Annotated in this window: 16 protein-coding genes, 1 other RNA gene and 1 pseudogene; 13 read left to right on the top strand and 5 right to left on the bottom strand. The window is 56.6% G+C overall.

The genetic code is table 11. From position 1 onward, the window contains the following. The 3 genes from Q2B33_RS15610 to Q2B33_RS15600 form a co-directional block, all read left to right on the top strand. Window positions 1-819: ABC transporter ATP-binding protein (locus tag Q2B33_RS15610; protein ID WP_300822912.1), on the top strand; the 819-nt coding region annotated here is incomplete at its 5' end. Window positions 820-924: 105 nt separating this feature from the next. After that, complete coding sequence (locus Q2B33_RS15605) at window positions 925-2,013, top strand: CdaR family transcriptional regulator (protein ID WP_296472861.1); 1,089 nt, start codon at window positions 925-927, stop codon at window positions 2,011-2,013. A 170-nt stretch (window positions 2,014-2,183) separates the two neighbouring features. After that, window positions 2,184-3,782 (top strand): DUF6128 domain-containing protein, encoded by a 1,599-nt coding sequence (locus tag Q2B33_RS15600; protein ID WP_300568119.1) that lies wholly within the window; start codon window positions 2,184-2,186, stop codon window positions 3,780-3,782. Window positions 3,783-3,872: 90 nt separating this feature from the next. On the opposite strand, the gene Q2B33_RS15595 is transcribed toward Q2B33_RS15600, so the two are convergent. Beyond that, entirely contained in the window at window positions 3,873-4,811 is a 939-nt protein-coding gene (locus Q2B33_RS15595; RefSeq protein ID WP_300568116.1) for a radical SAM protein, read from the bottom strand. 157 nt (window positions 4,812-4,968) lie between these two features. On the opposite strand from Q2B33_RS15595, the gene Q2B33_RS15590 reads away from it, so the two are divergent. The 3 genes from Q2B33_RS15590 (at window position 4,969) to Q2B33_RS15580 (ending at window position 7,246) form a co-directional block, all read left to right on the top strand. Beyond that, window positions 4,969-6,555: an AAA family ATPase gene (locus tag Q2B33_RS15590; RefSeq protein WP_330684673.1), complete on the top strand. Its 1,587-nt coding sequence runs from the start codon at window positions 4,969-4,971 to the stop codon at window positions 6,553-6,555. Between the two features lie 35 nt (window positions 6,556-6,590). Further along, entirely contained in the window at window positions 6,591-6,923 is a 333-nt protein-coding gene (locus Q2B33_RS15585) for a hypothetical protein (protein WP_300782587.1), read from the top strand. An 86-nt stretch (window positions 6,924-7,009) separates the two neighbouring features. After that, the gene (locus Q2B33_RS15580) at window positions 7,010-7,246 is read left to right on the top strand and encodes a hypothetical protein (RefSeq protein WP_300568107.1); all 237 of its coding nucleotides are present in this window, start codon (window positions 7,010-7,012) and stop codon (window positions 7,244-7,246) included. On the opposite strand, the gene Q2B33_RS15575 is transcribed toward Q2B33_RS15580, so the two are convergent. Beyond that, on the bottom strand, window positions 7,243-8,193 hold the full coding sequence (locus tag Q2B33_RS15575; protein ID WP_300568104.1) for a helix-turn-helix domain-containing protein: 951 nt from the start codon (window positions 8,191-8,193) through the stop codon (window positions 7,243-7,245). The genes Q2B33_RS15580 and Q2B33_RS15575 overlap by 4 nt on opposite strands. Window positions 8,194-8,607: 414 nt before the next feature. Between Q2B33_RS15575 and Q2B33_RS15570 the strand changes: the two genes are divergently transcribed. Further along, complete coding sequence (locus tag Q2B33_RS15570; protein ID WP_300568101.1) at window positions 8,608-10,224, top strand: ABC transporter ATP-binding protein; 1,617 nt, start codon at window positions 8,608-8,610, stop codon at window positions 10,222-10,224. Between the two features lie 169 nt (window positions 10,225-10,393). Here the strand turns inward: Q2B33_RS15570 and ffs are convergent. Continuing rightward, an RNA gene (gene ffs / locus Q2B33_RS15565) (signal recognition particle sRNA large type) lies at window positions 10,394-10,612 on the bottom strand. A gap of 81 nt (window positions 10,613-10,693) precedes the next feature. Here ffs and Q2B33_RS15560 point away from each other — a divergent pair. The 3 genes and pseudogenes from Q2B33_RS15560 to Q2B33_RS15550 form a co-directional block, all read left to right on the top strand. Further along, window positions 10,694-11,191, top strand: a pseudogene (locus tag Q2B33_RS15560) (flavin reductase family protein); the annotation flags it as partial. 159 nt (window positions 11,192-11,350) lie between these two features. Next, window positions 11,351-12,682 carry a 1-acyl-sn-glycerol-3-phosphate acyltransferase gene (locus Q2B33_RS15555; RefSeq protein ID WP_300568098.1) on the top strand — a complete coding sequence of 444 codons (1,332 nt, stop codon included), beginning with the start codon at window positions 11,351-11,353 and terminating at the stop codon, window positions 12,680-12,682. Window positions 12,683-13,092: 410 nt separating this feature from the next. Next, entirely contained in the window at window positions 13,093-15,225 is a 2,133-nt protein-coding gene (locus Q2B33_RS15550; protein ID WP_300568095.1) for a DNA mismatch repair protein MutS, read from the top strand. Window positions 15,226-15,319: 94 nt separating this feature from the next. On the opposite strand, the gene tadA is transcribed toward Q2B33_RS15550, so the two are convergent. Both tadA and Q2B33_RS15540 read right to left on the bottom strand, forming a co-directional pair. Next, the gene (tadA, locus tag Q2B33_RS15545) at window positions 15,320-15,865 is read right to left on the bottom strand and encodes a tRNA adenosine(34) deaminase TadA (protein WP_300568092.1); all 546 of its coding nucleotides are present in this window, start codon (window positions 15,863-15,865) and stop codon (window positions 15,320-15,322) included. A gap of 95 nt (window positions 15,866-15,960) precedes the next feature. Beyond that, window positions 15,961-17,454, bottom strand: coding sequence for a sulfatase-like hydrolase/transferase (locus Q2B33_RS15540; protein ID WP_300568089.1), 1,494 nt, complete (start codon window positions 17,452-17,454; stop codon window positions 15,961-15,963). Between the two features lie 209 nt (window positions 17,455-17,663). Between Q2B33_RS15540 and Q2B33_RS15535 the strand changes: the two genes are divergently transcribed. From Q2B33_RS15535 to Q2B33_RS15525, 3 genes are all read left to right on the top strand, one after another. Further along, window positions 17,664-20,483, top strand: coding sequence for a glycosyl hydrolase (locus tag Q2B33_RS15535; protein ID WP_300568086.1), 2,820 nt, complete (start codon window positions 17,664-17,666; stop codon window positions 20,481-20,483). A 133-nt stretch (window positions 20,484-20,616) separates the two neighbouring features. Continuing rightward, a complete protein-coding gene (rhaM, locus tag Q2B33_RS15530) occupies window positions 20,617-20,928 on the top strand; it encodes an L-rhamnose mutarotase (RefSeq protein WP_296473492.1) in 312 nt (103 codons plus the stop codon). A gap of 40 nt (window positions 20,929-20,968) precedes the next feature. Further along, the gene (locus Q2B33_RS15525; protein ID WP_300568081.1) at window positions 20,969-21,466 is read left to right on the top strand and encodes a GyrI-like domain-containing protein; all 498 of its coding nucleotides are present in this window, start codon (window positions 20,969-20,971) and stop codon (window positions 21,464-21,466) included. The last annotated feature ends 61 nt before the right edge of the window (window positions 21,467-21,527 follow it).

Below are 21,527 nucleotides of genomic sequence, written 5' to 3'. Positions count from 1 at the left end.
GGTCTGAAGCTGAGGAAGGTTCCCAAGGATCAGATCGACAAGATGGTTAAGGAAGCTGCCAAGATCCTCGACCTGACTCCTCTCCTTGACCGTAAGCCGAAGGCTCTGTCCGGCGGTCAGAGACAGCGTGTTGCCATGGGCCGTGCCATCGTGCGTAATCCCAAGGTGTTCCTGATGGATGAGCCTCTGTCCAACCTGGATGCGAAGCTGCGCGTGCAGATGCGTGTTGAGATTTCCAAACTGCATCAGAGACTGGGCACCACCATCATCTACGTTACACATGACCAGACCGAGGCTATGACGCTTGGTACCAGGATCGTCGTTATGAAGGACGGCGTCGTCCAGCAGGTCGACACGCCCCAGAACCTGTACCAGAAGCCCCAGAACCTGTTCGTTGCAGGATTCATGGGATCTCCTCAGATGAACTTCCTGGATGCCAAGGTGAAGGTGTCCGGCAGTACCGCCAGTCTGGAGATTGCCGGCAAGAGCATCCCTCTGCCGGAGGCGAAGTCCAAGAAGCTCATCGCCGGCGGCTATGACGGGAAGACCGTTACATTCGGTATCCGCCCCGAGGATATCTATGACAGCAATGAGTTCCTGGCAAAATGCGATCCTAAGACCGTGTTCGAGTCATCCGTAAGGGTGTACGAGCTGCTGGGCGCAGAGGTTTATCTGTACTTTGATCTGGAGGAGTTCCCCATCACCGCAAGAGTGGATCCCCGCACCACATCAAGGCCTGGCGACAAGATCAAGTTCGCGTTCGATATCGATAAGATTCATGTATTCGATAAGGAGACCGAGCAGGTTATCACGAACTAGTATTGGGAAATATAGGGGGTGTCGGAGACGGCACCCCTTTTTTCAAGATTTCAAGATTATTAAGCCTGATTGGTGTGACCGCTAAAGGGGCAGATGGGAGATTACATGATTTCAAGTCAGACGATTCAGACCAGCATAGACGAACTGAAGGCCATCACGAAAGTGGATTTATGTGTCTACGACTTATCGGGCACACCTGTGGCCTCCACGACTTCACAGCTTGACATTACCGCGGATCTGGTCAGCGGATTCGCAAATTCCCCTGCAGACAGCCAGGTGATCGGTGTCCATCATCTGTTGAAGATTATGGACGAGGGAGAGCTTCTGTATATTTTAGTTGCCAAGGGTTCCGGCGAGGACGTGTACATGGTGGGGAAGATTGCGGTGTGCCAACTGCAGAACCTTATCATCGCCTACAAGGAAAGGTTCGACAGGAACAACTTCTTCCAGAACCTCCTGCTGGACAACCTGCTTCTGGTGGATATCTACAACAGGGCCAAGAAGCTCCACGTAGAGGTGGCAGTGCCCAGGGTGGTCTTCCTGGTGGAGACGAAGCTGGAGAAGGACGGCGTGGTGATGGAGCTCTTGAAGGGCATGTTCTCCAGCCATGCCGGGGACTATATCACGGCCGTGGACGAGAGCAGCGTCATCCTGATCAAGGCGCTGGAGCCGGACTATACAGATGAAGCGCTTCTGGAGATCGCGGACGTCATCGTGGGCATGATGAACGCGGAGGCCATGCTGAACGTGAAGGTGGCCATCGGAACGGTGGTGCAGGAGCTGAAGGACGTGTCGAAGTCCTACAAGGAAGCCAAGATGGCGCTGGACGTGGGAAAGATATTCTATGCGGAGAGGAATGTGGTGGCGTACAGCACGCTGGGAATCGGCCGTCTGATCTATCAGCTGCCGGTGAACCTGTGCCGGATCTTCATCGATGAGATTTTCGGCGACAATGTACCCTACGACCTGGACGATGAGACCCTGACCACGATCAACAAGTTCTTCGAGAACAACCTGAACGTGTCCGAGACCTCCAGGCAGCTGTTCGTCCACAGGAACACATTGGTGTACCGCATCGAGAAGCTTCAGAAGAGCATGGGGCTGGATTTACGCAATTTCGATGATGCATTGACGTTCAAGATTGCGCTGATGGTAGTGAATTACATGAAATATCTGGACAGCATTGACTATTAAGAATCCAAAGGATTCTTTGATTCGAAGGATTCTTAATAATCTACAGGATTATTTGACAGCTTAGGGACAGAATTTGCCCGGTTAGGAATAAGTGAGACAACCCCCCGAATATATTAGATGGAAGCTATCTTTAGACGGATGAGGCCATCAATAGATTCGGGGGTATTTTTATGTTATATGACAGGAAAGTGAAGTATCTGGATTACCTTGAGGGAGGCGTGCGGGTCAGAGGGGGAGGCTTCGCGAAGCTGGAGGCGCGGGACGGGACGCTGCGGGTGGAGCTGTCCGTGACCGGGCTGCATCAGACGGATACCTTTGCCCGGGACGTGATGCTCTGCGGCAGGAATAGGGAAGGCAGGGACAGGGAGGAAAACTGCGGAAGGATAGAGATTTCCGCGGGGAGAGGGCAGTTTAGGCAGCAGTGGCGGAATTTGGAGGATATCGGCGGCACCGGCATCGGCTATGGGGAGCTTTGCGGTCTGCGCATCCCCTTGGGCCCGGGGCGGGAGGTCTCCTGTAGGTGGCAGGTTGACAGCGGGGGTGCAAGGCGGCAGCCTGATGATGCCGGACGAAAGGCGGCGAGGATGGCGGCGCCGGATGGAGGAAGAGAGGTTCGGAAAGAAGGAACAGCGGCGGGAGCAGTGGTGCCGGATGGAGGAAGCGATACCTGGCGAAGGGCAGGAGCCGCAGAAGATAGTGGGTCATTGGAAATCGTGACAGAAGACGACGGAGATATAGTACCGAGAGAGGCTGTGCAGGAGGATGGATTCAGAACGGCGACAGAAGGAAAGGAAGTGATTATGGAGGAAACTGCCAAAGGCAACGTATTCCGGGAGGAGATAGCGGAAGAAAGCGAACCGGAGGGCAGGCTGGAGAAGGTGGACGCCCTGGAGGAAGCCGAACCGCGGCCAGAGGGTGGGGCTGTCAGGAGCGGGACGAAGGAGCGGCCTGAAAGCGAGCTGCGGGGAAGCAGCGTAGAGGGAGCCGCAAGCGGAGAATGGGTTCGAAAGGGGGCAGGAAACATGGCGGTCAGCATGAAGCATACGGTAGGCGAGACATATGGGGATGCGGAACGCCGCCGGGCATCTGACGGGAGGGAGGCCGATGGCGGACACAGAAGGATGTCCGTGGAATGGACAGGGCACGATGACGGAAGCGGGAAGATGCCTGTAGAGATGGGCCATCAAAGCTGCAGGGAGGCAGCGTCCGGGGAAGGCGTGCAGAACGCCAGGCGGGGGAGCGCCGTGGAATGGGAAGACCCTGGAAACCGCCGAAACAGGGTATCCATGGAAACATCCAGCCGTGGGGACGGTTCGGCGGATGGGAGGAACGATGGTGCAAGGGAGCAGAATGCCCCTGGGCATCGGAGGACGGCAGCGAAGGCAACTGCGGAGCCCGGCAGGAGGCCCGCCAGGCTCATGGAGGACAAGTGGCAGCAGCTCTGGGCCATCTACCCCCATATCCGGCCCTTCCAGGATGCCAGGGAATACCTCTCCATCGGTCCCTCGGATTTCGTGCTGTTTTCGGAGGATAGCTACAGGGCCGTGAACAACAGCTTCCTGCTCCATGGCTACTACAATTACCACCATCTGCTCCTGGCCCGGGTGGAGCACAAAGGCGAGGACTGTTATTACATAGGAGTGCCGGGGAATTTCTACGAGAGAGAGAAGCAGGTGGCTATCATGTTCGGCTTCGAGAGCTTCGAATGCGCCGAGGAGCCTGCCCAGCCCGGGGATTTCGGGTATTATATGATGCGGGCACAGATTTGAGAGGGGCTCCGGGGCGGATGCCCGGCGTGTCCGGCGTGACGGCAAAGAGATGGCCGAGGGCCGAAGCTGCCGGAAGCGCTATGCCGGGCATCAGAGTCCCTCTCCGTCGAAGGCCGGAATGAAGCTCTCCGCAGCCGTGCCGCCCTCCTGCATGTAGCCCTTCTCGATGCCGATTCTGTCGGCGAAATCCAGCACCCGCGCATACTCCTCCTCCGTCACCGGACGGGTCAGGGACGACCGGGCGAATTCCGGCATCCGCTTTAGATGCGCCAGCGGCGTGTACTGGTTCATGATACTGACATAGATGTCATTTCCGTAGGTATCATGGAGGTAGCGCAGGATCCGCTTGGAGTCCCCCGCGCAGCCCGGGAGCAGCAGATGGCGCACGATGACGCCTTTTTCCATCAGCCCGCTGTCCGGGGAAAGGACAGGTCTGCCCACCTGCCGGAACATCTCCGCGATGGCCGAGGAGGCTTTCTCGAAATAGTCCGGAGCATGGGAGTAGAGGGCGGAGAGCTGAGGGGAGCGATATTTCAGGTCTGGCAGATAGATGTCCACCAGGCCCTCCAGCATGCGCAGGGAGGACACATTCTCATAGCCGGAGCTGTTGTATACCACGGGGATAGTGAGGCCTGTGCTTTTTGCCATCTGCAGGGCAAGGCAGACCTGGGGCAGGAAATGTCCGGCGGTGACCAGGTTGATGTTGACGGCACCCTTCTCCTGGAGCTCCAGGAAAATCCGGGAAAGCCGTTCCAGGGACAGTCCGCGTCCCCTTTTCCCCAGGGCGATGTCATGGTTCTGGCAGAAGACGCACTGCAGATTGCAGCCGGAGAAGAACACCGCCCCGGAGCCCCGGTTGCCGCAGATGCAGGGTTCCTCCCAGAAATGCAGGGCCGCCCGGGCCGCCGCCACTTCGGCGCCCTCCCCGCAGAAGCCCGTCTTTCCCGAAGTCCGGTCTGCATGGCACCGCCGGGGGCAGAGGGCGCAGTCCCGCATCATCCGATTGATTGTCTCAAGGGCCATCTCCATAAATTCATCTCCATTATTTTCGCTGCTTTCAGGTCTTCTGATGCGATTATCATATCACGCATATTGTACTTTCACAAGCTTTCTATAAAATATGCAGTATACTTGTTATTTTCATAAATGTATGATAAGCTAAACATACCAGAGGGAGGTGAGGGCTTTGGGGAATTACCTGAATCCGGGAAACAGCGGGTTTGCTGCCATAAGGAACGGCATCTATGTGGATAAGAGCGGCATGATAGATTTAATCAACAAAACTATTGATACGACGGAAAAACTGACCTGCGTCAGCAGACCCCGTCGTTTTGGGAAGTCCTTCGCGGCAAAAATGCTGTGTGCCTATTATGACAGAAGCTGTGATTCATCGGCACTGTTTGAAGACCTGCAGATTGCTACAGATTCCAGATATGTCGCCTCCTATCGGAAGCATTTGAATCAATATGATGTCATCTATCTGGATATGACGGCGGTGATTGGAGAGACGTCCTTTGGCGATTTGGTGCCGTATATCAAAAGAAACGTGATTCGTGAGCTGGTGGAAAGCTATCCGAAGGCGAGAGCTGCCGAAGGCTTCGTCCCGACTCTGGCAAATACCGTCCAGGTCACAGGGACGAAATTCATTATGATTATTGACGAGTGGGACGCGCCTATTCGGGAGGGAAAGGACGAAACGAGGACACAGCGCGAGTACCTGGAGTTCCTGCGGGCCCTTTTCAAGAACAGCGGTGCCACTGACAAGGTTTTCTCCGCTGTCTATATCACAGGGATTCTGCCGATGAAAAAGGACGGTTCCCAGTCGGCGATTTCGGATTTCAAAGAGTACACAATCGTGAACCCCAGGATGTTCGCGGATTATGCGGGCTTTACGGAAAGGGAAGTAGAGGCTCTTTGCGCGGAGCGGGACTTTGACTTCTCCATGATGAAACAATGGTATGACGGCTACACATTGGGCGGGATGTCTATCTACAACCCCAATGCCGTCATGGAGGCCCTGCGCAGCCGTGAGTTTTCTTCCTATTGGACGGAGACTTCGGCATCCAGGAGCCTGATGGAATATATCAGCCTGGACTTTGACGGCATGTCGAAGACCGTCGCGCAGTTGCTTGGCGGGGTAGCGGTTCCGGTGGATACAAGCGGGTTCGCCAACGACATTGTCACCTTTCGGGATCGTGACGATGTACTGACGCTTCTGATTCATCTGGGATATCTGGCCTATGACAGGGAAACGAAGACGGCACGCATCCCCAATGAGGAGATTCGGCTGGAGTTCGCAAAATCGATCCGCAGGGTAAAACGTGACGAGACAATCCGGCGCGTCCGTGAAAGCGACCAGTTGATTGCCGACACGGTTCAGGGAAATGCGCAGGCGGTGGCGGCACAGATTGAGAAAATCCATGCAGAGGAAACGGCTCCTCTATTCTATCATAACGAACAGTCGCTGCGCAGTGTGATTAAACTGGCATATTTCAGCTATAAAGACTACTATTTGAAATTTGAGGAGCTGCCCTCAGGCGATGGGTATGCGGATATCGTCTATCTTCCCAAGAAGCTCTCCCCGCTTCCGGCATTGGTGGTAGAGCTGAAGTGGAACCTGACGGCCAGGGGAGCCATTGCCCAGATTAAGGACAAAAGATACCCTGAGGCTTTGTCAGGATATGGTGGGGATATTCTGCTGGTGGGCATTTCGTATGATAAGGGTGCAAAAGGGTTAAAACGGAGGCATGCCTGCGTGATTGAGAAGCTGTAGAGGCTGCGAAAACCCTGACTTTCTGCCCCGATTGGTTGTTCACATTTAACAGGGCGGGGAATGTGTTCGGCTCCATCACGGTGACGATGAAGAAGCACGGCATCCCTGTAAAGCTTGTGTTCGTCAGGAACAGGAACAAGGCGGGCGAATACATCATCCTGCTGACGACCGACTGCGGCATCAGCAACAGGGAGGCTGTCCGCTTATATGGGAATCGGTGGAGCATTGAGGTCTTTTTCAGGGTCGGCAAGTCCCTGTTCTGCCTGGGCAGCGAGTTCCAGGGGCTCAGCTACGACATGGCGGTAAGCAGCAACACCATTGTCTTTACCCGGTATATACTGCTTGGCCTGCCTGTCGTTTTGTGTTAAATGTAGGTAACTGAAAACGATATGGCGTTTGTGATGAATATAGTGTATGATAAGGACATCAAAAAAAGAAAGGATGGTTATCCAAAATGAAGAATAAACTGCTCACGCTGTTGACGGTATTGCTGCTGGTCTTCCCTGCGTTTTCCACACAAGCTTTAGCTATTTCTCCCATGGACTCCGGCACGCCTCCGGCTATCTCGGAGCAGGAAGAACCGGAAAATAGCGAAGGATTAGATGAATCGGCATCACCGGAACATCCTGTTTCTTGGTCCAGCACACCAGTTCAATCGGAGGATCCGGGCTTGTTTGATGGAGAGCATTAAAAAGGGAAGTCCAGCCCTAAACGTTCTTTCGCCGCCTTTTCCAAAAGCAGGCGGTCACGCTCATTTCCGATTACTTTATAGAGATAGTATGCGTCTCTATAGTATTCCTTACATTTTTCCAAATTGCCCTGATAGAAATAGCATCCGCCCATAAGATCCAAAATTCCAGGCAGAAATTGATAGTGAGGGTACTCCACGCAGACCTTCCGTCCTAGTTCAGCGACCTCAAGAGCATCATCATAGCGTCTTGCCATAAAGAGCACATTAGTGTAATTATAGGCAATCAGAGCAAATTTTCCTGCATATCGGGACATTCCGTCACAATAGTGCTTCTGCACATACTTAAGCAATTGACGATAAATGTCAATTGCTTTTTTTAGCTGCCCCATCTGTGCGTAGGTCACAGCAATCTTGTTTAACAGTGTAGTCTCCTCCATACTGTACAGACCCAAGTTGATTTCTTCCAAATCAAGATTGGGGGCCGTTATGTGTAAAGCCTCCAGCAGGAGTTTCAGCCTCTCCTCCGGACTGTAGGGGCCATCCGGCTTGCCAAAAGTGGCGCGCTCACTCATAATGTACTGACGAACAATTCGGTCATCCGGCTCTGCAAGTTTTTCCAACTGTTCCAGCTTTTGTAGTCCCGCCGCCTGTATAGGTGGGCGGTGTTCTGGTGATGTTCGCTCAAATCGTATGCGGTCGGCACAAATCTCATCCTGCAAAGTCTTAATTTCCAGTTCATTTTTGCTCAACAGGGCAAAGAACCGCTCGTCCGGCAGGCCTAAACGTTGAAGAAAGGCACAGATACGGTTGTAAGATGGGGTTTGCTTGCCATTTTCCATGCGGGAGACCGTAATAGGTTCGCAGATGCCTGCGCACAGTTGTTCCTGGGTGATTCCCTGCTTCAGCCGTTCTTGTTTAATGTACTCGCCAAGGAATAGTTCTCTCATAGATGAACCTCCTTCTCGGTACAATAGAAAGTGTTTAGAATTATTATACATTTTTTATTCCCTATGTCAAGGGAAACCAAACCTGTCGCTCTGTGTTATTTTCAGGGAACAAGTGTCGATATGTACTTTAGCGTCTTGTTGTGATATCGTATATTTAAACAATCCGATAGAGAGTTGTGCGGGAAACATGGGTCTCAATATCGGGTAAAAGCGATATATTTTTGGGAGGGTATGGGATGAGCGATATAAGACCTGACGAATATATGGTCATCTACGATGAGGAGTTGGGCGCTGTCTATGGGGCGCGAAAAGGAATTGTGAAACCCACGGCACCGGGCCATGCTCAGGCAATAGAAAACTGTCTGCAACAGTATTTTGAGGGCAAGATGTCAAATTTTCGGAAGGGGTTAATATATGAAAATTTTATCACTCAAGGGAAAGTGGCTGTTGACACTGACCTGTGCCATGTATATGGCGATGTCCGCAGTGAATGCCGCCGGGGCATACTTATCAGGGAAAACACTCGAATGCGCGGAATTGGGCAATCTGACTGGTGTGGTGCAGTTGTGCTTGATTAAACTGGGCCTGCTGGTTTTCAGCTATCTGTTGACCGGAATATCGCTGGGGATTCGCCTGGCCTATTTGTCCAATGGGGAACTGGGAATCAAGGACAGCATTGTGCACAATCTCCTGAGACGTCCTTTCAGCGAGTTCCGCCGCGAGAACAGCGCATTTTATCTGAACCTCATCAATACGGACACGGATATGTACGTCAGCGGCTTTCTGTGGAACATCCCTCTCGTTGCCCATACCGTGGCTTCCATGGTGCTGTCAGCCATCCTGCTGTGGATACTGCACCCCTTCATGCTGGCCGCAGCTCTGGCCATGGCCGCGTTGCCCCTCTTGGTCACCAAGCCTTTCGCCAACATGCGGCAGAAGAGCAAGACCGCCTATTCCGAAGCATCGGAGAACTATACTAACGTTCTGAAGGAGACGGTAGAGGGCTGCGGCGCGATTCGATCCAACGGCAGGGAACAGGCCTGTGAGGATCGGCACGGGGTGGCCAATTCCACCCGCCAACGCGCTTGGGCAAAAGATTTTTTCATCGGCCAGATGAGTTTCGAATCACTGTTGTCTATGGGCGGACTGTCCGGCACCGTCTGTATGCTACTCGGTGGCTGGCTGGTTATGCAAGGAATCATGTCCGCTGGTATGATTTACTCCGCCTTGAATTATTTTTCCGCCATTTCCAACGGTTTTTCCAATATGACGAACTATATTGTGGAGATGCGCTCCACCAAGGGCACCATTGAGAAGCTGGGCAAACAGCGGGACATGCCCTGCCCCGTGGACAGTGGCCTATCCATCTCCCCACAGACGGACACCGTTTATGAGGATGTCTCCTTCGCCTTTGGCGACCGGCAGCTCTACAGTGGGCTGACTGAGCGTTTTGCTCTGGGGGGATGCTATGCGGTAGTCGGGGAGAGCGGGAGCGGAAAGTCCACCCTGCTCAAACTCCTTTTGAAATATTACGATGGCTATCAAGGAACAATCTCCCTGGGCGGACAGGATATCCGCCAGCTTTCGGAACAAGAGGTGTATAAGCTGGTGGGTGTCGTTGACCAGAACCCCTACATATTCAATGCTTCCCTGTACGAAAATATCACCATGTTTGGCGGACTGCCGAATCGGGACTCGGAGGAATACCATGCGCTTCTCCAGAAGCTGAATCTGACAGCCCTGGCCCAGCGGGTGGGGGATGTGCCTCTAGGGGATTTTGGCGATAATATCTCTGGCGGTGAACGTCAGCGCATTAATATCGCCCGTGCCCTGCGGCGAAATCCCAAGATACTGATTTTTGATGAGCCTACCACCGGTTTGGATCCGGAAAACATCACTATGATTAATGAGTTTATTTTTAATCTCCGAGATGTGACCCGTATCGTAATTTCCCATAATTGGTCGGAGGATTATTTGGGGCGGTTTGATAACGTAATAAGAATTGGCAGCAGAAAATCAACTATGCAATAAGCGTCAAGGTAACGGCAAGCAATAAGCCGGTATATACTAGCCCCAGCTTGTTGGTGGCTAACCGCCCCCAACCCCCATAAGGAGCGGCGCAGATGCGCGCTCCTTTTAAGTTGCCTCCGGTGTCTGCTGCCCTGAGCACCGAAAATGACTTTCTCCATTTCCCATACACACAAATACCGTACCCCTTCAAGGCCGGTACAGCTCCACCCGGCTGCCTCGCGGCACATGAGAGGTTCCGCTTAGTGCTGCTTTGTTCCCAACCTGACACGGTTCACGGATTCCCATTGCGCAAGACCGAATTTCATCACTGTACCGGACCTTGAAGTGGTACGGCTTTTTTAGTATAGCTGAAGCGGGGAGGGTTGTCAAGGACAAAAGAGGTTTTTGTTGACATTTCCAGCCCTATAAAGTAAGCTATTCTTATCAAAATTCCTTAAGAACAAAAAGCAGGAAAGAGAGGAGAATAATCATGAACAAAAGCGCATTCCATCAATTATCCTACGGCGTATACGTAGTCAGCACCTGGGACAAGGGCAGGGCCACCGGCTGCACGGCCAACAGCGCCATGCAGATCACATCGGAGCCCGCCACCATCGCTGTGAGCATCAACCACGACAACTACACCAACCAGTGCATCCAGGACACCGGGAAGTTCGCCATCTCCATCCTGGGAGAGAATTCCAGGCCCGGCATCATCGGCACCTTCGGCTTCAAGAGCGGCAGGGACAACAATAAGTTCGACGAGGTGGACTATGGGGTGAAGGGCTTCCTGCCGGTGGTCACCGATGCCTGTGCCTACATCGTCTGCGAGGTAATCGACAAGATGGAGACATCCACCCACACTGTGTTCCTGGGCAAGGTGCTGGACGCGGACATCCTGAAGAAGGACACCCCCATGACCTATGCGTATTACCATAACGTCATCAAGGGGAGGAGCCCGAAGAACGCGCCTACCTATATAGCGGAGTAAAGCAGGGCGGCCTGCTGGCATGGGATGCATGGCAGGGGCGGACACTGTGAAAGGGGATTCCGACACTGCAATAAGGAGGCGCTTTAGGCGGACATCAGACAAAGCCAGGGGAGCGTCACGCGGTAAGGGGCCGCGGGGCAAAATGAGGGGCGGTACATGAAGATAAAAATAAAAGAGATGCCTATCGAGAAGGTGCTGGTGCGGCCCATGGGAATCCACCGGAGCCCTGTGAGGTCTACATGGATTTTCAGGCTGCTGCTGAAGCTCCTGTCCATACAAGATCTCCGGGCCACGCATTTCACATACAGGGAAATCGGCATGGAGCGCCTGGGAAAGGGGGAGCCATGCCTGGTTCTCATGAACCATTCCAGCTTCATCGACCTGAAGATCGCGGCCACCATCCTGTATCCCAGGCCCTTCAACACCGTATGCACCTCCGACGGCTTCGTGGGCAAGAACTGGCTCATGCGCGCCATCGGCTGCATCCCTACCAGGAAGTTCGTCACGGACATGGCGCTGGTGCGGGACATGCTGTATGCGGTGAAGGACCTGAAAAGCTCCGTGCTCCTCTTCCCGGAGGCCAGCTACAGCTTCGACGGCACTGCCACGCCCCTGCCGGACAGCCTGGGGAAATGCCTGAAGATACTGGGTGTCCCGGTGGTGATGATCCGCACCTACGGGGCCTTCGCCAGAGACCCCCTGTACAACAACCTGAAGCTGCGCAAGGTGGACGTGAGCGCGGATATGGAGTATCTGCTGTCTCCGGAGGAGATTCAGGAGAAATCCGCCGGGGAGCTGAACGAAGCGATCCAGGAGAGGTTTGGCTTCGACAATTTCCGCTGGCAGCAGGAGAACGGAATCCGCATCGCGGAAGACTTCCGGGCGGACTGCCTGAACCGCGTGCTGTACAAATGCCCCCATTGCGGCACGGAAGGGCAGATGCTGGGCCAGGGCAGCCGGATTTCCTGCGGCAGCTGCGGAAAGGCCTATGAGCTGACGGAGTACGGCTATATGGAGGCGGTGGAGGGGGAGACGGAGTTTGAGCATATCCCCGACTGGTACCGCTGGGAGCGGGAGAGTGTGCGCAGGGAGCTGGAGCAGGGAAGCTATCTGCTGGACGTGGCTGTGGACATCTGCGTGATGGTGGACACGAAGAGCGTCTACCGGGTAGGGAAGGGGCGGCTGCGCCACACGGCGGCGGGCTTCCACCTGACGGGCTGCGACGGGAAGCTGGACTATGTGCAGAAGCCGGGCGCCTCCTACAGCCTGTACGCGGACTATTACTGGTACGAGGTGGGGGACGTGATCTGCATCGGCAATGGGGACCTGCTCTACTACTGCTTCCCCACAGAGGGCGGGGACGTGGTGGCAAAGACCAGGCTGGCCACGGAGGAGCTCTATAAGATGGGACGGAGAGACGGCGGCAGGCGCGCAGCTGGCAGGCGTGCCAGCGACAAAATGCTTGACAGAGCCGCCGGGATAGGGTAGACTGGTAAAAGCACCGGGCCCCGGGGCGGATTCGCGCCTGCGGAAGGCTGACGGCCTGTGAGGATAAAAAAGAAAGGGAGGACTTTATGCGAAGCATTGTGATGGAGGATTCTGCAAAATAAATATTGCAGAGAGTAGCCGCCTGTGGATTCCACAGGTCTGCTCAACATGCCGGCGATGCAGCCGGCGGCCGTACAATGTGCTTCGTATAGAGACTTTTTCCCGTGTTGTCATAGGTGGGATGCTGATTTGGGCTCTTTCTTAGAGCGATGGGCATCCGGCTTTGGAAAGAGAATGATTTTGACTTAGAGAGCATATCTGTATAGGTGTGCTCTTTTTTGATGCACAGTCTTGTACGGAAAAGGGGAAACATAAAAACCATTAACTGTGAAAATGAAAGAGGAGAGGTCATGAGAAAGACAGAGGAAATCCTGGAATTCGACAAAATAAAGGAAAAATGGGCGCAGCTTGCCCTGACGGAGCAGGCAAGGCAGAGAATCATGGAGCAGGAGCCCTGCCTGTCGGAGACGGAGCTCGCCCTGCGCCAGCGGGAGACCACGGAGGCCAGGACGCTGCTGGAAAAGGAGGGGACGCCGCCGTTGGTGTCCATGGAGGGCATCGGGACGCTCCTGGCCGTGGCGAGCCGGGGCGACTGCCTGACGGCAGCCCAGCTGGAGCAGATAGAGAGCGCCCTGACGGCGGTGAAGCGGCTGAAGGACTACCTGGACAGAGGCAAGGCCCTGGAGCTGTCCCTGCCCTACTATGAGGAGAACCTGGACGGACTGGCGGAGCTTCGGGACGCCATCCATGTCCAGATTCGCAACGGCCAGGTGGACGATTATGCCTCCAAGCTGCTGCATGGCATCCGCGCCGACATCCAGCGGACAAAGGAGCGGATGAAGGAGAAGGCCGACGGAATCATGAAGAGCCATAAGGAGTGCATGTCCGACAGCTACAGCACCTTCCGGAACGGCCGCCTGTGCGTGCCGGTGAAGAAGGAGTATAAATTCCGGATATCCGGAAGCGTCATCGACAAATCCGCCACAGGCAGCACCCTGTTCATAGAGCCTGCCGCAGTGGCGAAGCACAGCGAGGAGCTCTCGCTCCTTATGATAGACGAGGAGAATGAGGAGCGCCGGATCCTCTACACCCTCACCGCCCAGGTGGCGGAGAGCGGGGAGGCCATGGCACAGAACCTGCGGACCATGGAGAAGCTGGACTTCATCTTTTCAAAGGGGAAGCTGAGCATGGAGCTCCACGGAACCCGGCCCCGGATTAACACCGGACGGCGCATCCTGCTGAAGGAGGCCTGCCATCCCCTGATGGACAGGGACAACTGCGTCCCCCAGGATTTCCGCATAGGAGATGATTATAGAGGGATAGTCATAACGGGGCCCAATACCGGCGGGAAGACCGTGGCCATCAAGACCGTGGCCCTGAACTGTATGATGGCCCAGTGCGGCCTCCATGTGAGCTGCCGGGAGGCGGATGTCTGCATGAACAGCGATTTCCTGTGCGACATCGGGGACGGCCAGAATCTGTCGGAGAACCTGTCCACCTTTTCCGCCCATATCACCAATGTGCTGGACATCCTGAGAGAGGTGGGGCCGGAGAGCCTGGTGGTCATGGACGAGCTGGGCTCGGGCACGGATCCGGCGGAGGGGATGGGCATCGCCGTAGCCATCATGGAGGAGCTGAAAAAGAGCGGCTGCCTGTTCCTGGTGACCACCCATTACCCGGAGGTGAAGGAGTACGCCGCAGCGGCGGAGGGCCTGATAAACGCCAGGATGACATTCGACCGAGAGAGCCTGCAGCCCACTTACCAGATGGTCATCGGGGAGGCGGGGGAGAGCTGCGCCTTCTACATCGCGGCCAGGCTGGGCATGCCGGAGCACATGCTCCGGACAGCGGCCCGGACGGCCTATGGGGCGGCTTCCTTCGCAGGGGGCGCGGGAAGGCCGGACAGTGGGACGACCGGAGCGGAAAAGGGGACTGGCGGGGAAAGGAGAGCCGGAGCGGAAAAGGGAGCTGCCGGGGAAAGGGCCGCCAGAGCGGAGAAGGAATCCGACAGGAAAAGGATATCCAAGGGATTGGTTTCGGAGGCCCGTGGAGAGGATGGCGGACAGGAGCCCGGCAGGGGACAGGAGGAATGGGAGCGGCACCTGCCAAAGACAGAGCAGATGGAACATGCCGGACAGCAGCCGGAGAAGGCATCCCGGCCTAAAATCCAGAAAAAGAAGGAGCCCTCCCACAGGAAGGACTTATCGGCGAAATTCCGCCTGGGGGACAGCGTCATGCTGTACCCGGACAAGAAAATCGGCATCGTCTGTGAGCCGGTGAACGAGAAGGGGGTGCTGCGGGTCCAGCTTCCGGACAAAAAGATATGGATCAACCACAAGCGGGTGAAGCTGCATGTGGCGGCGGAGGAGCTGTATCCGGAGGGGTATGACTTTTCCATCGTCTTCGACACTGTGGAGAATCGCAAGCTCCGACATCAGATGGAACGGAAATTTGTGGAGGAGGGCATTGTTTTGGAGGAGTGAGGCTGGCTTCAAGTCGGGCAATGCCGGAACAGTCCGGGCTCCTTCCCGCCTGGGGCAGTGCCGGAACAGTCCGGGTTCCCTCCAGGCCCGGCCGTTACGAATCAGCCTGGGGCATTTCCTGCGCAGGCGCCGCCGCTTCCAGGCTTTGGCGGCGCCGCTCCTTTTCCGCCTTATTCCGCTCCCGGAGATCCGCGAAGAAGGCCTTCAGCATTCCGCTGCACTCCTGCTCCAGCACGCCCCTGGTGACGGCGGCCTGGTGGTTGAACTGGGGCATCTCCAGGATGTTCAGAATCGACCCGCCGCAGCCTGCCTTTGGGTTCATGCAGCCCATGACCACCTCGGGGATCCGAGCCTGTATGATGGCTCCGGCGCACATCTGGCAGGGCTCTAATGTGATGTAGATGGTGCATTCCTCCAGCCGCCAGTCCCCGATGGATTTGCTGGCCTTGCGGATGGCGGTGATCTCCGCGTGGGAGAGGGTGTTTTTGTCCGTGTTGCGCCGATTATACCCCCGCCCGATGATTCTGCCCTCATGGACGATGACGCAGCCGATGGGCACCTCGCCCAGAGCCAGGGCCTTCCTGGCCTGCCGCAGGGCCTCCTTCATATATTTTTCATGGATGCTCGTCACTGCTGCCATATATCCTCCCTGGCCATGGCGCACCAGTCGGCTCGGCCTGGCCGATACGCCTTTTTTGAAGATTTGAAAAACGGTAGCGGAACCGCTGCCAGGCCCTACTTGCGCCTGACAGCCTCCTCCATGGGCAGGCCCGTAGCGTAATCCAGCTGCCGGGGCTCGTACTCCTCGTTTTCCCGCTGCCTGGTATAGCCCGTGTAGCTCCAGGTGGGGGCTTCCACGTCCTTCCGCCAGGGCCGCAGCTCCCACTGGTATCCCCGGAAGGGATCCCTGGTGGCGTTCATCCATTCCAGGAGCAGCTTATGCAGACGGACCTTTTCCCGGTCGTAGGCTTCGTCCCCGATCAGGTTCTTCATCTCCCAGGGGTCGGCGTCCATATCATAAAATTCGTCCACAGGATCCAGGAGGTGCACCGCCAGCTTGTAGCGCCCGTCATAGATGGCCCGCATCATCTGCAGCCCGCCGAAGCCGTCATGGTCGATTTCATAGCGGGTAAATTCCGTAATGACATAATCGTTCGTCCGGATTTCCGGATCGTACACCTCCTGCAGCAGGCTTTTGCCCTCAAAGCATCTGGGGATGGGCAGGCCCATGTATTCCAGGATCATGGCCGGGAGGTTGATATGGCTCACCGGATGCCCGTCCACCACGCCTTGGGGCACGCCGGGGCCCGCGATCAGCAGGGGGATCCGGGCAATCTCATTATACATGACAGGCCCCTTGGAATGCAGGCAGTGGCTCTCCAGGCCGTCGCCGTGATCCGAGGTGTAGATGACCATGGCCTCGGGGGCGTAGGCCCTGACGCAGTCCAGCACCCGGCCCAGCTCCGCGTCCGCGAAGGCGTTGCAGCCCAGGAACCTGGGGGCCTTAATCTTTACCGCGTCCCGGTCGGTCTCCCGGTTCTTCCCGGCCCAGCATTTCTGATACTGCGGCTTCCCCTCCAGGGTGTCCCACACATTGGGGGCCTTGGGGAATTCATAGTCAGCGAACATGGAGGCGTAGGGCTCCGGGCACAGGCCCGGGTCGTGGGGCTCGTCCAGGGACACCGTCAGGAAGAAGTCCTCCGTCCCGTGCCTGTGCAGGAAGTCCAGGGCCCGGTTGACGCAGCGGTGGCCGAAGGTAAAGTCAGCGGAGATGCCTTTGGCGCTTGTGGCGCTGTCCCGGGAGGCGAGCCGCTCTTCCTCCGTCAGCTCCTCCAGGTAGCAGCGCATGTCGTACCAGTAATCCGGATCCCAGCCCTCCGGGCAGGTGCCCAGGCCGAAGTAGTCGCCGCCGTCCAGATGCCATTTCCCGATGTAGGCCGTGCGCAGCCCCGCGTCGGTGAGGCGCTGGCCGATGGTCTTTACGTTGGCCCCCAGGGGCACGCAGTTCGTGAAGCTGCCGTTGGAATGGGGGTATATGCCTGTGAACAGCGCCGAGCGGGCAGGGCCGCAGACCGGCTGGCAGGTATAGGCGTTCTGGTAGCGGATTCCCCTTTCGGCCAGGCTGTCCAGGTTCGGCGTGTGCATATCCGGATTTCCGTAACATCCCACCATATCCTGGCGGGTGGAATCCGTCATCAATAGGACGATCTGTCTTCGGGAACGGTTCATTGTGTGGCCCTCCTGTTCTTTGGATGTGCATTAGATTTCGTATGTCCATTATAGCATCCGACAGGGATTTTTGCAAAAGAATCTGTGAGGCCACCGGACTTTGCGGAAAACGGTAAAAAGAGTTGACTTTCTCTGGAATAAGAGATAATAATAGAATCAAGAGGCAGGTTCACGGCCGCGGGAGTTCCGCGGAGGGAAAGGGAGAGGACATGGGACAGACGAAGAATTCGCTTTACCCGCTGTTCTGGCAGCACGGGGAGAAGGAAGAGGAGCTCAGAGAGGAAATCGGGAAAATGCAGGAGGGCGGCATCGGCGGGTTCATCGTGGAATCCCGCCCCCACCCGGATTACTTAAGCTACGGCTGGTGGCGGGATCTGGAGGTGATTCTGTCCGAGGCGGAGAGGCGGCAGATGGAGGTCTGGATCTTCGACGACGGGGCATACCCCAGCGGCCTGGGGGGAGGCAAGGTGAAGGCGCTTTACCCGGAGGCCTGCAAGCGCTATATCGCCAAACGCCAGATAGACGCCCAGGGGCCGCTTCCGGGGGCTTCCTTCCAGATCGCGCCCTGGCTGGAGGAGGGGGAGGCCCTGTACAGGGTGATCGCCGGGAAAAGGGCGGGGGGCAGGGAGGCCCTGGAGGAGGGCAGCCTTGTGGACTTGACGCAGGCGGTGACGGCAGGGCGGCTGTACTGGGACATCCCCGCCGGAGACTGGCGGGTCTTCCTGCTGGTCGTCACCAGGAACGGCGGCGAGGAGTGGACGAAGGACTATGTGAACCCCATCAGCTATGAAGCGGTAGGGCGTTTCATCGATGTGGTCTACGAGGAGCATTACAGGCGGTTCGGGGATCGGTTCGGGAAGACCATCAAGGGCTTTTTCGTGGACGAGCCCCGCTTCGGCAGCACTGCCACCTACGAGAGGGTGCTGGGGACAGACGGCCATGTCTACCCCTGGAGCGAGGAGGTGCCGGGCCTCCTGGAGGAAAATCTGGGCGAGAGATGGGCCTGTCTGCTTCCCCTCCTGTGGAGCAGGGAGAACGCGCTGTGCAGGGATGTGCAGTATGCCTACATGAATGTGGTATCAAGGCTGTTCGCCCGGGATTTCACGGGGCAGATCAGGGAGTGGTGCGGGAGGCACGGGGTGAAGGTCATCGGGCATGTGGTGGAGGACAATGGCGTCCATGCCAGGATAGGCTTCGGGCCAGGCCATTACTTCCGCAGCATGGAGGGCTTCGACGCGGCGGGCCTGGACGTGGTGTACCAGGTCTGGCCGGAGCATAAGGACGGCTTCTTCACCTCGCCTTTCGGATACCTGGACGCAGAATTCTTCTACTGGGGGATTTCCAAGATGGCCTCCTCGGCGGCCCACATCGACCCGGCGAAAAATGGCGTCACCATGTGCGAGATCTTCGGGGCCTACGGGTGGCAGGAGGGCCTGAAGCTGATGAAGTGGCTCACGGACCATGTCTGCGTGCGGGGCATCAATATGCTGGTGCCCCATGCCTTCTCGCCGAAGTACCCGGATCCGGACTGCCCGCCCCATTTCTACGCAAAGGGGAAGAACCCCCAGTGGAGGTATTTTAGGAGGTGGGCGGACTATGCCAACAGGGTCTGCACGCTGTTGCGGGACGGAACCCACCGGGCCACGGCGGCGGTGCTGTACCATGCGGAGGCGGAGTGGGGCGGCGGGTACCAGCCCTTTGAGAAGGTGGTGCGGGCGCTGGCGGAGGCCCAGATCGACTGCGATGTGTTGCCCGGGGACTGTCTGACGGGTATCGCCTGTTCGGCGCAGGGGAATGAAGAGATGGGGGGCGCGGCTGAAGGCTGCGCAAAAGCACCGACAGGGTGTACGGATGCGGCAGGGGTGAGAGCCCGGCTTGCGGACGTGGCAGCGGAGGCCGGGAGCGAAGGCATCTATCAGGTGAAAGTGGCGGAGGGACGGCTGTGGGTGAACCGGGAGGCATATCAGGCCATCCTTATCCCCTATGCGGAGTGCCTGCCCCAGGAGCTGCTGGAGGCGCTGAATCTGGCGGCCCGGGGAGGCGTGTCCGTGGTGTTCGTGGACGGTTATCCGGAGCATGTGTACTATGCGGCGGGGCGTCATGCCGTGCAGACGGCGCTGGATGAGAACCCGCTGGTGGAGGCGTGCGGGCTGGCCCAGGCGGTGGACTGGATGAAGGGCCATGGATTTGCGGACATCCAGGTGCGGGATTTCTGCCCGGATCTGCGCTTCCTGCACTATGAGCGGGAAGAGGGGAGCGTATACTTTTTTACAAATGAAAGCAAATGGAATACGGTGGATACCAGGGTTACCCTGAGGGAGGACGGCCGGCTGGCATTCTATGATGCTATGGAGGATGTCCGATATCCTCTTCTGGAGGAGATTGGGATCGACGGCGCGGACGGCACGGTGACATTTCGGCTGGTATTGGAGCCATACCAGTCCGTTTTCGTGGTGCCGGAAGCCGCCGGGGAAGCGGGAGGCTTTGCGGAGATGGGAGCCACCGGGGAAACGGGAGCCTTGAACAGGGCAGAACTGTCCGGAAAGTCGGGAGAGAGGCCGATTCCCCTTGTGGACGAGGCATTTGTGGCCGCGCGGAGGGAAAAGCGCCTGGAGGGGGCCTGGAGGATATCCGTCCTGCGGGAAACCGGGGAGTACGAAGCCCTGAATGGGCTTACAGAAATCACCAACATCTCTGCAGCGGACATCCTGCCGGAGTACTCGGGGAGAATCTGCTACGAGACTTCCTTTGAGCTGGAGTCGGGCGCGGGGCCGGGGGAGGCTGGCACGGAGGCCGTGCTGGACTTGGGCCAGGTCTACGAAATCAGCGATGTGGAGCTGAACGGCAGACCTGTGGGGAACAAAATCTGTCCGCCCCATCTCTACAGGCTGGAATGCAGGCCCGGCAGGAATGAGCTGCGCATCATCGTGACCAATACCTTCGCGAAAGAGAAGATGGGCAATGTGTTCGACAGGGCCATGCCCCAGGAACCCTCCGGGCTGCTGGGGCCGGTGCGGCTGTACCTGTGAAGGCCGGTGGGATTCCTCTTTGGATGGAAATGGAGGAAGCGATGGAAATCAGAGAATACGGAACCTTCCGGGCTCCGGTATACCAATATGCACCTGATATTTGAATAAGATGAAGAAAAAGGAGGACGACACTATGATCAAAGGATTCAAGATGAAACTGTACCCCGGCCAGGAGGCGGAGTACGAGAAGAGGCACAATGAGCTCTGGCCAGAGATGCAGGACATGATTCACGAGCACGGCGGAAAGAACTACACCATCTTCCTGGACAGGGAGACTTTGACCCTCTTCGGCTACATAGAGATCGAGGACGAGGCGCTTTGGGCCAAGGGGGCGGACACCGCCATCAACCGCAAATGGTGGGACTTCATGGCGGACATCATGGAGACCAACCCGGACAACAGCCCGGTGAGCATCGACCTGCAGAACGTGTTCCATCTGGACTGAGGCAGGGAAGCGGAAGGCAAAGGATGAGGTGACATCTGAAATGAGCAAACTGAAGAACATGAGACTTGTGGAAATCCCCCGATTCCGCGCGGTATCCTCCGGAGCAAGGACGCTGGGCGAGATTTTTGGGGGAGAGGGCAGCTTTTCGTCATGGGCAGATGCGCATAGCCACCTATTGGAAAAGCATATTTTCGAGCCCCTTGACTTTTTGTGGCATGAGGACAGGGATATCGACAGGTCTGTATGGATATTGGCTGTCAGGGACGAGGTCACCGAAGAAGACACTGCCCCATATGAAATCGTGGAGTTCCCCGGCGGAATGTTCCTGGTTGCCACAGGGGATGAGAATGACAGCGCCGACCTTGAAGAGACGGTCAGCGGAATGTTCGACTGGATCAATAGCAGTGGTGTCTTTGAATACGGCGATTTCCCCATAAGCGGCATGTGCAATATGCCAAATCCTGACGGCGCCATCGATAAGGCGCTGGGCATCGCCCAGCAGCAGATTTTTCTGCCGTTGAAATTTCGTGAGAAATAGAAATTTACCCCTAGATGACCCCCAAAAGTAGTACCACATCAGGGAACCATCATCAGAGATA

This window comes from uncultured Acetatifactor sp., assembly GCF_948601915.1.
In the GTDB taxonomy this organism is placed as follows: domain Bacteria; phylum Bacillota; class Clostridia; order Lachnospirales; family Lachnospiraceae; genus Acetatifactor.
Note: the sequence above shows the minus strand (reverse complement) of the source record. Positions and strands in the feature narration are given on the sequence as shown.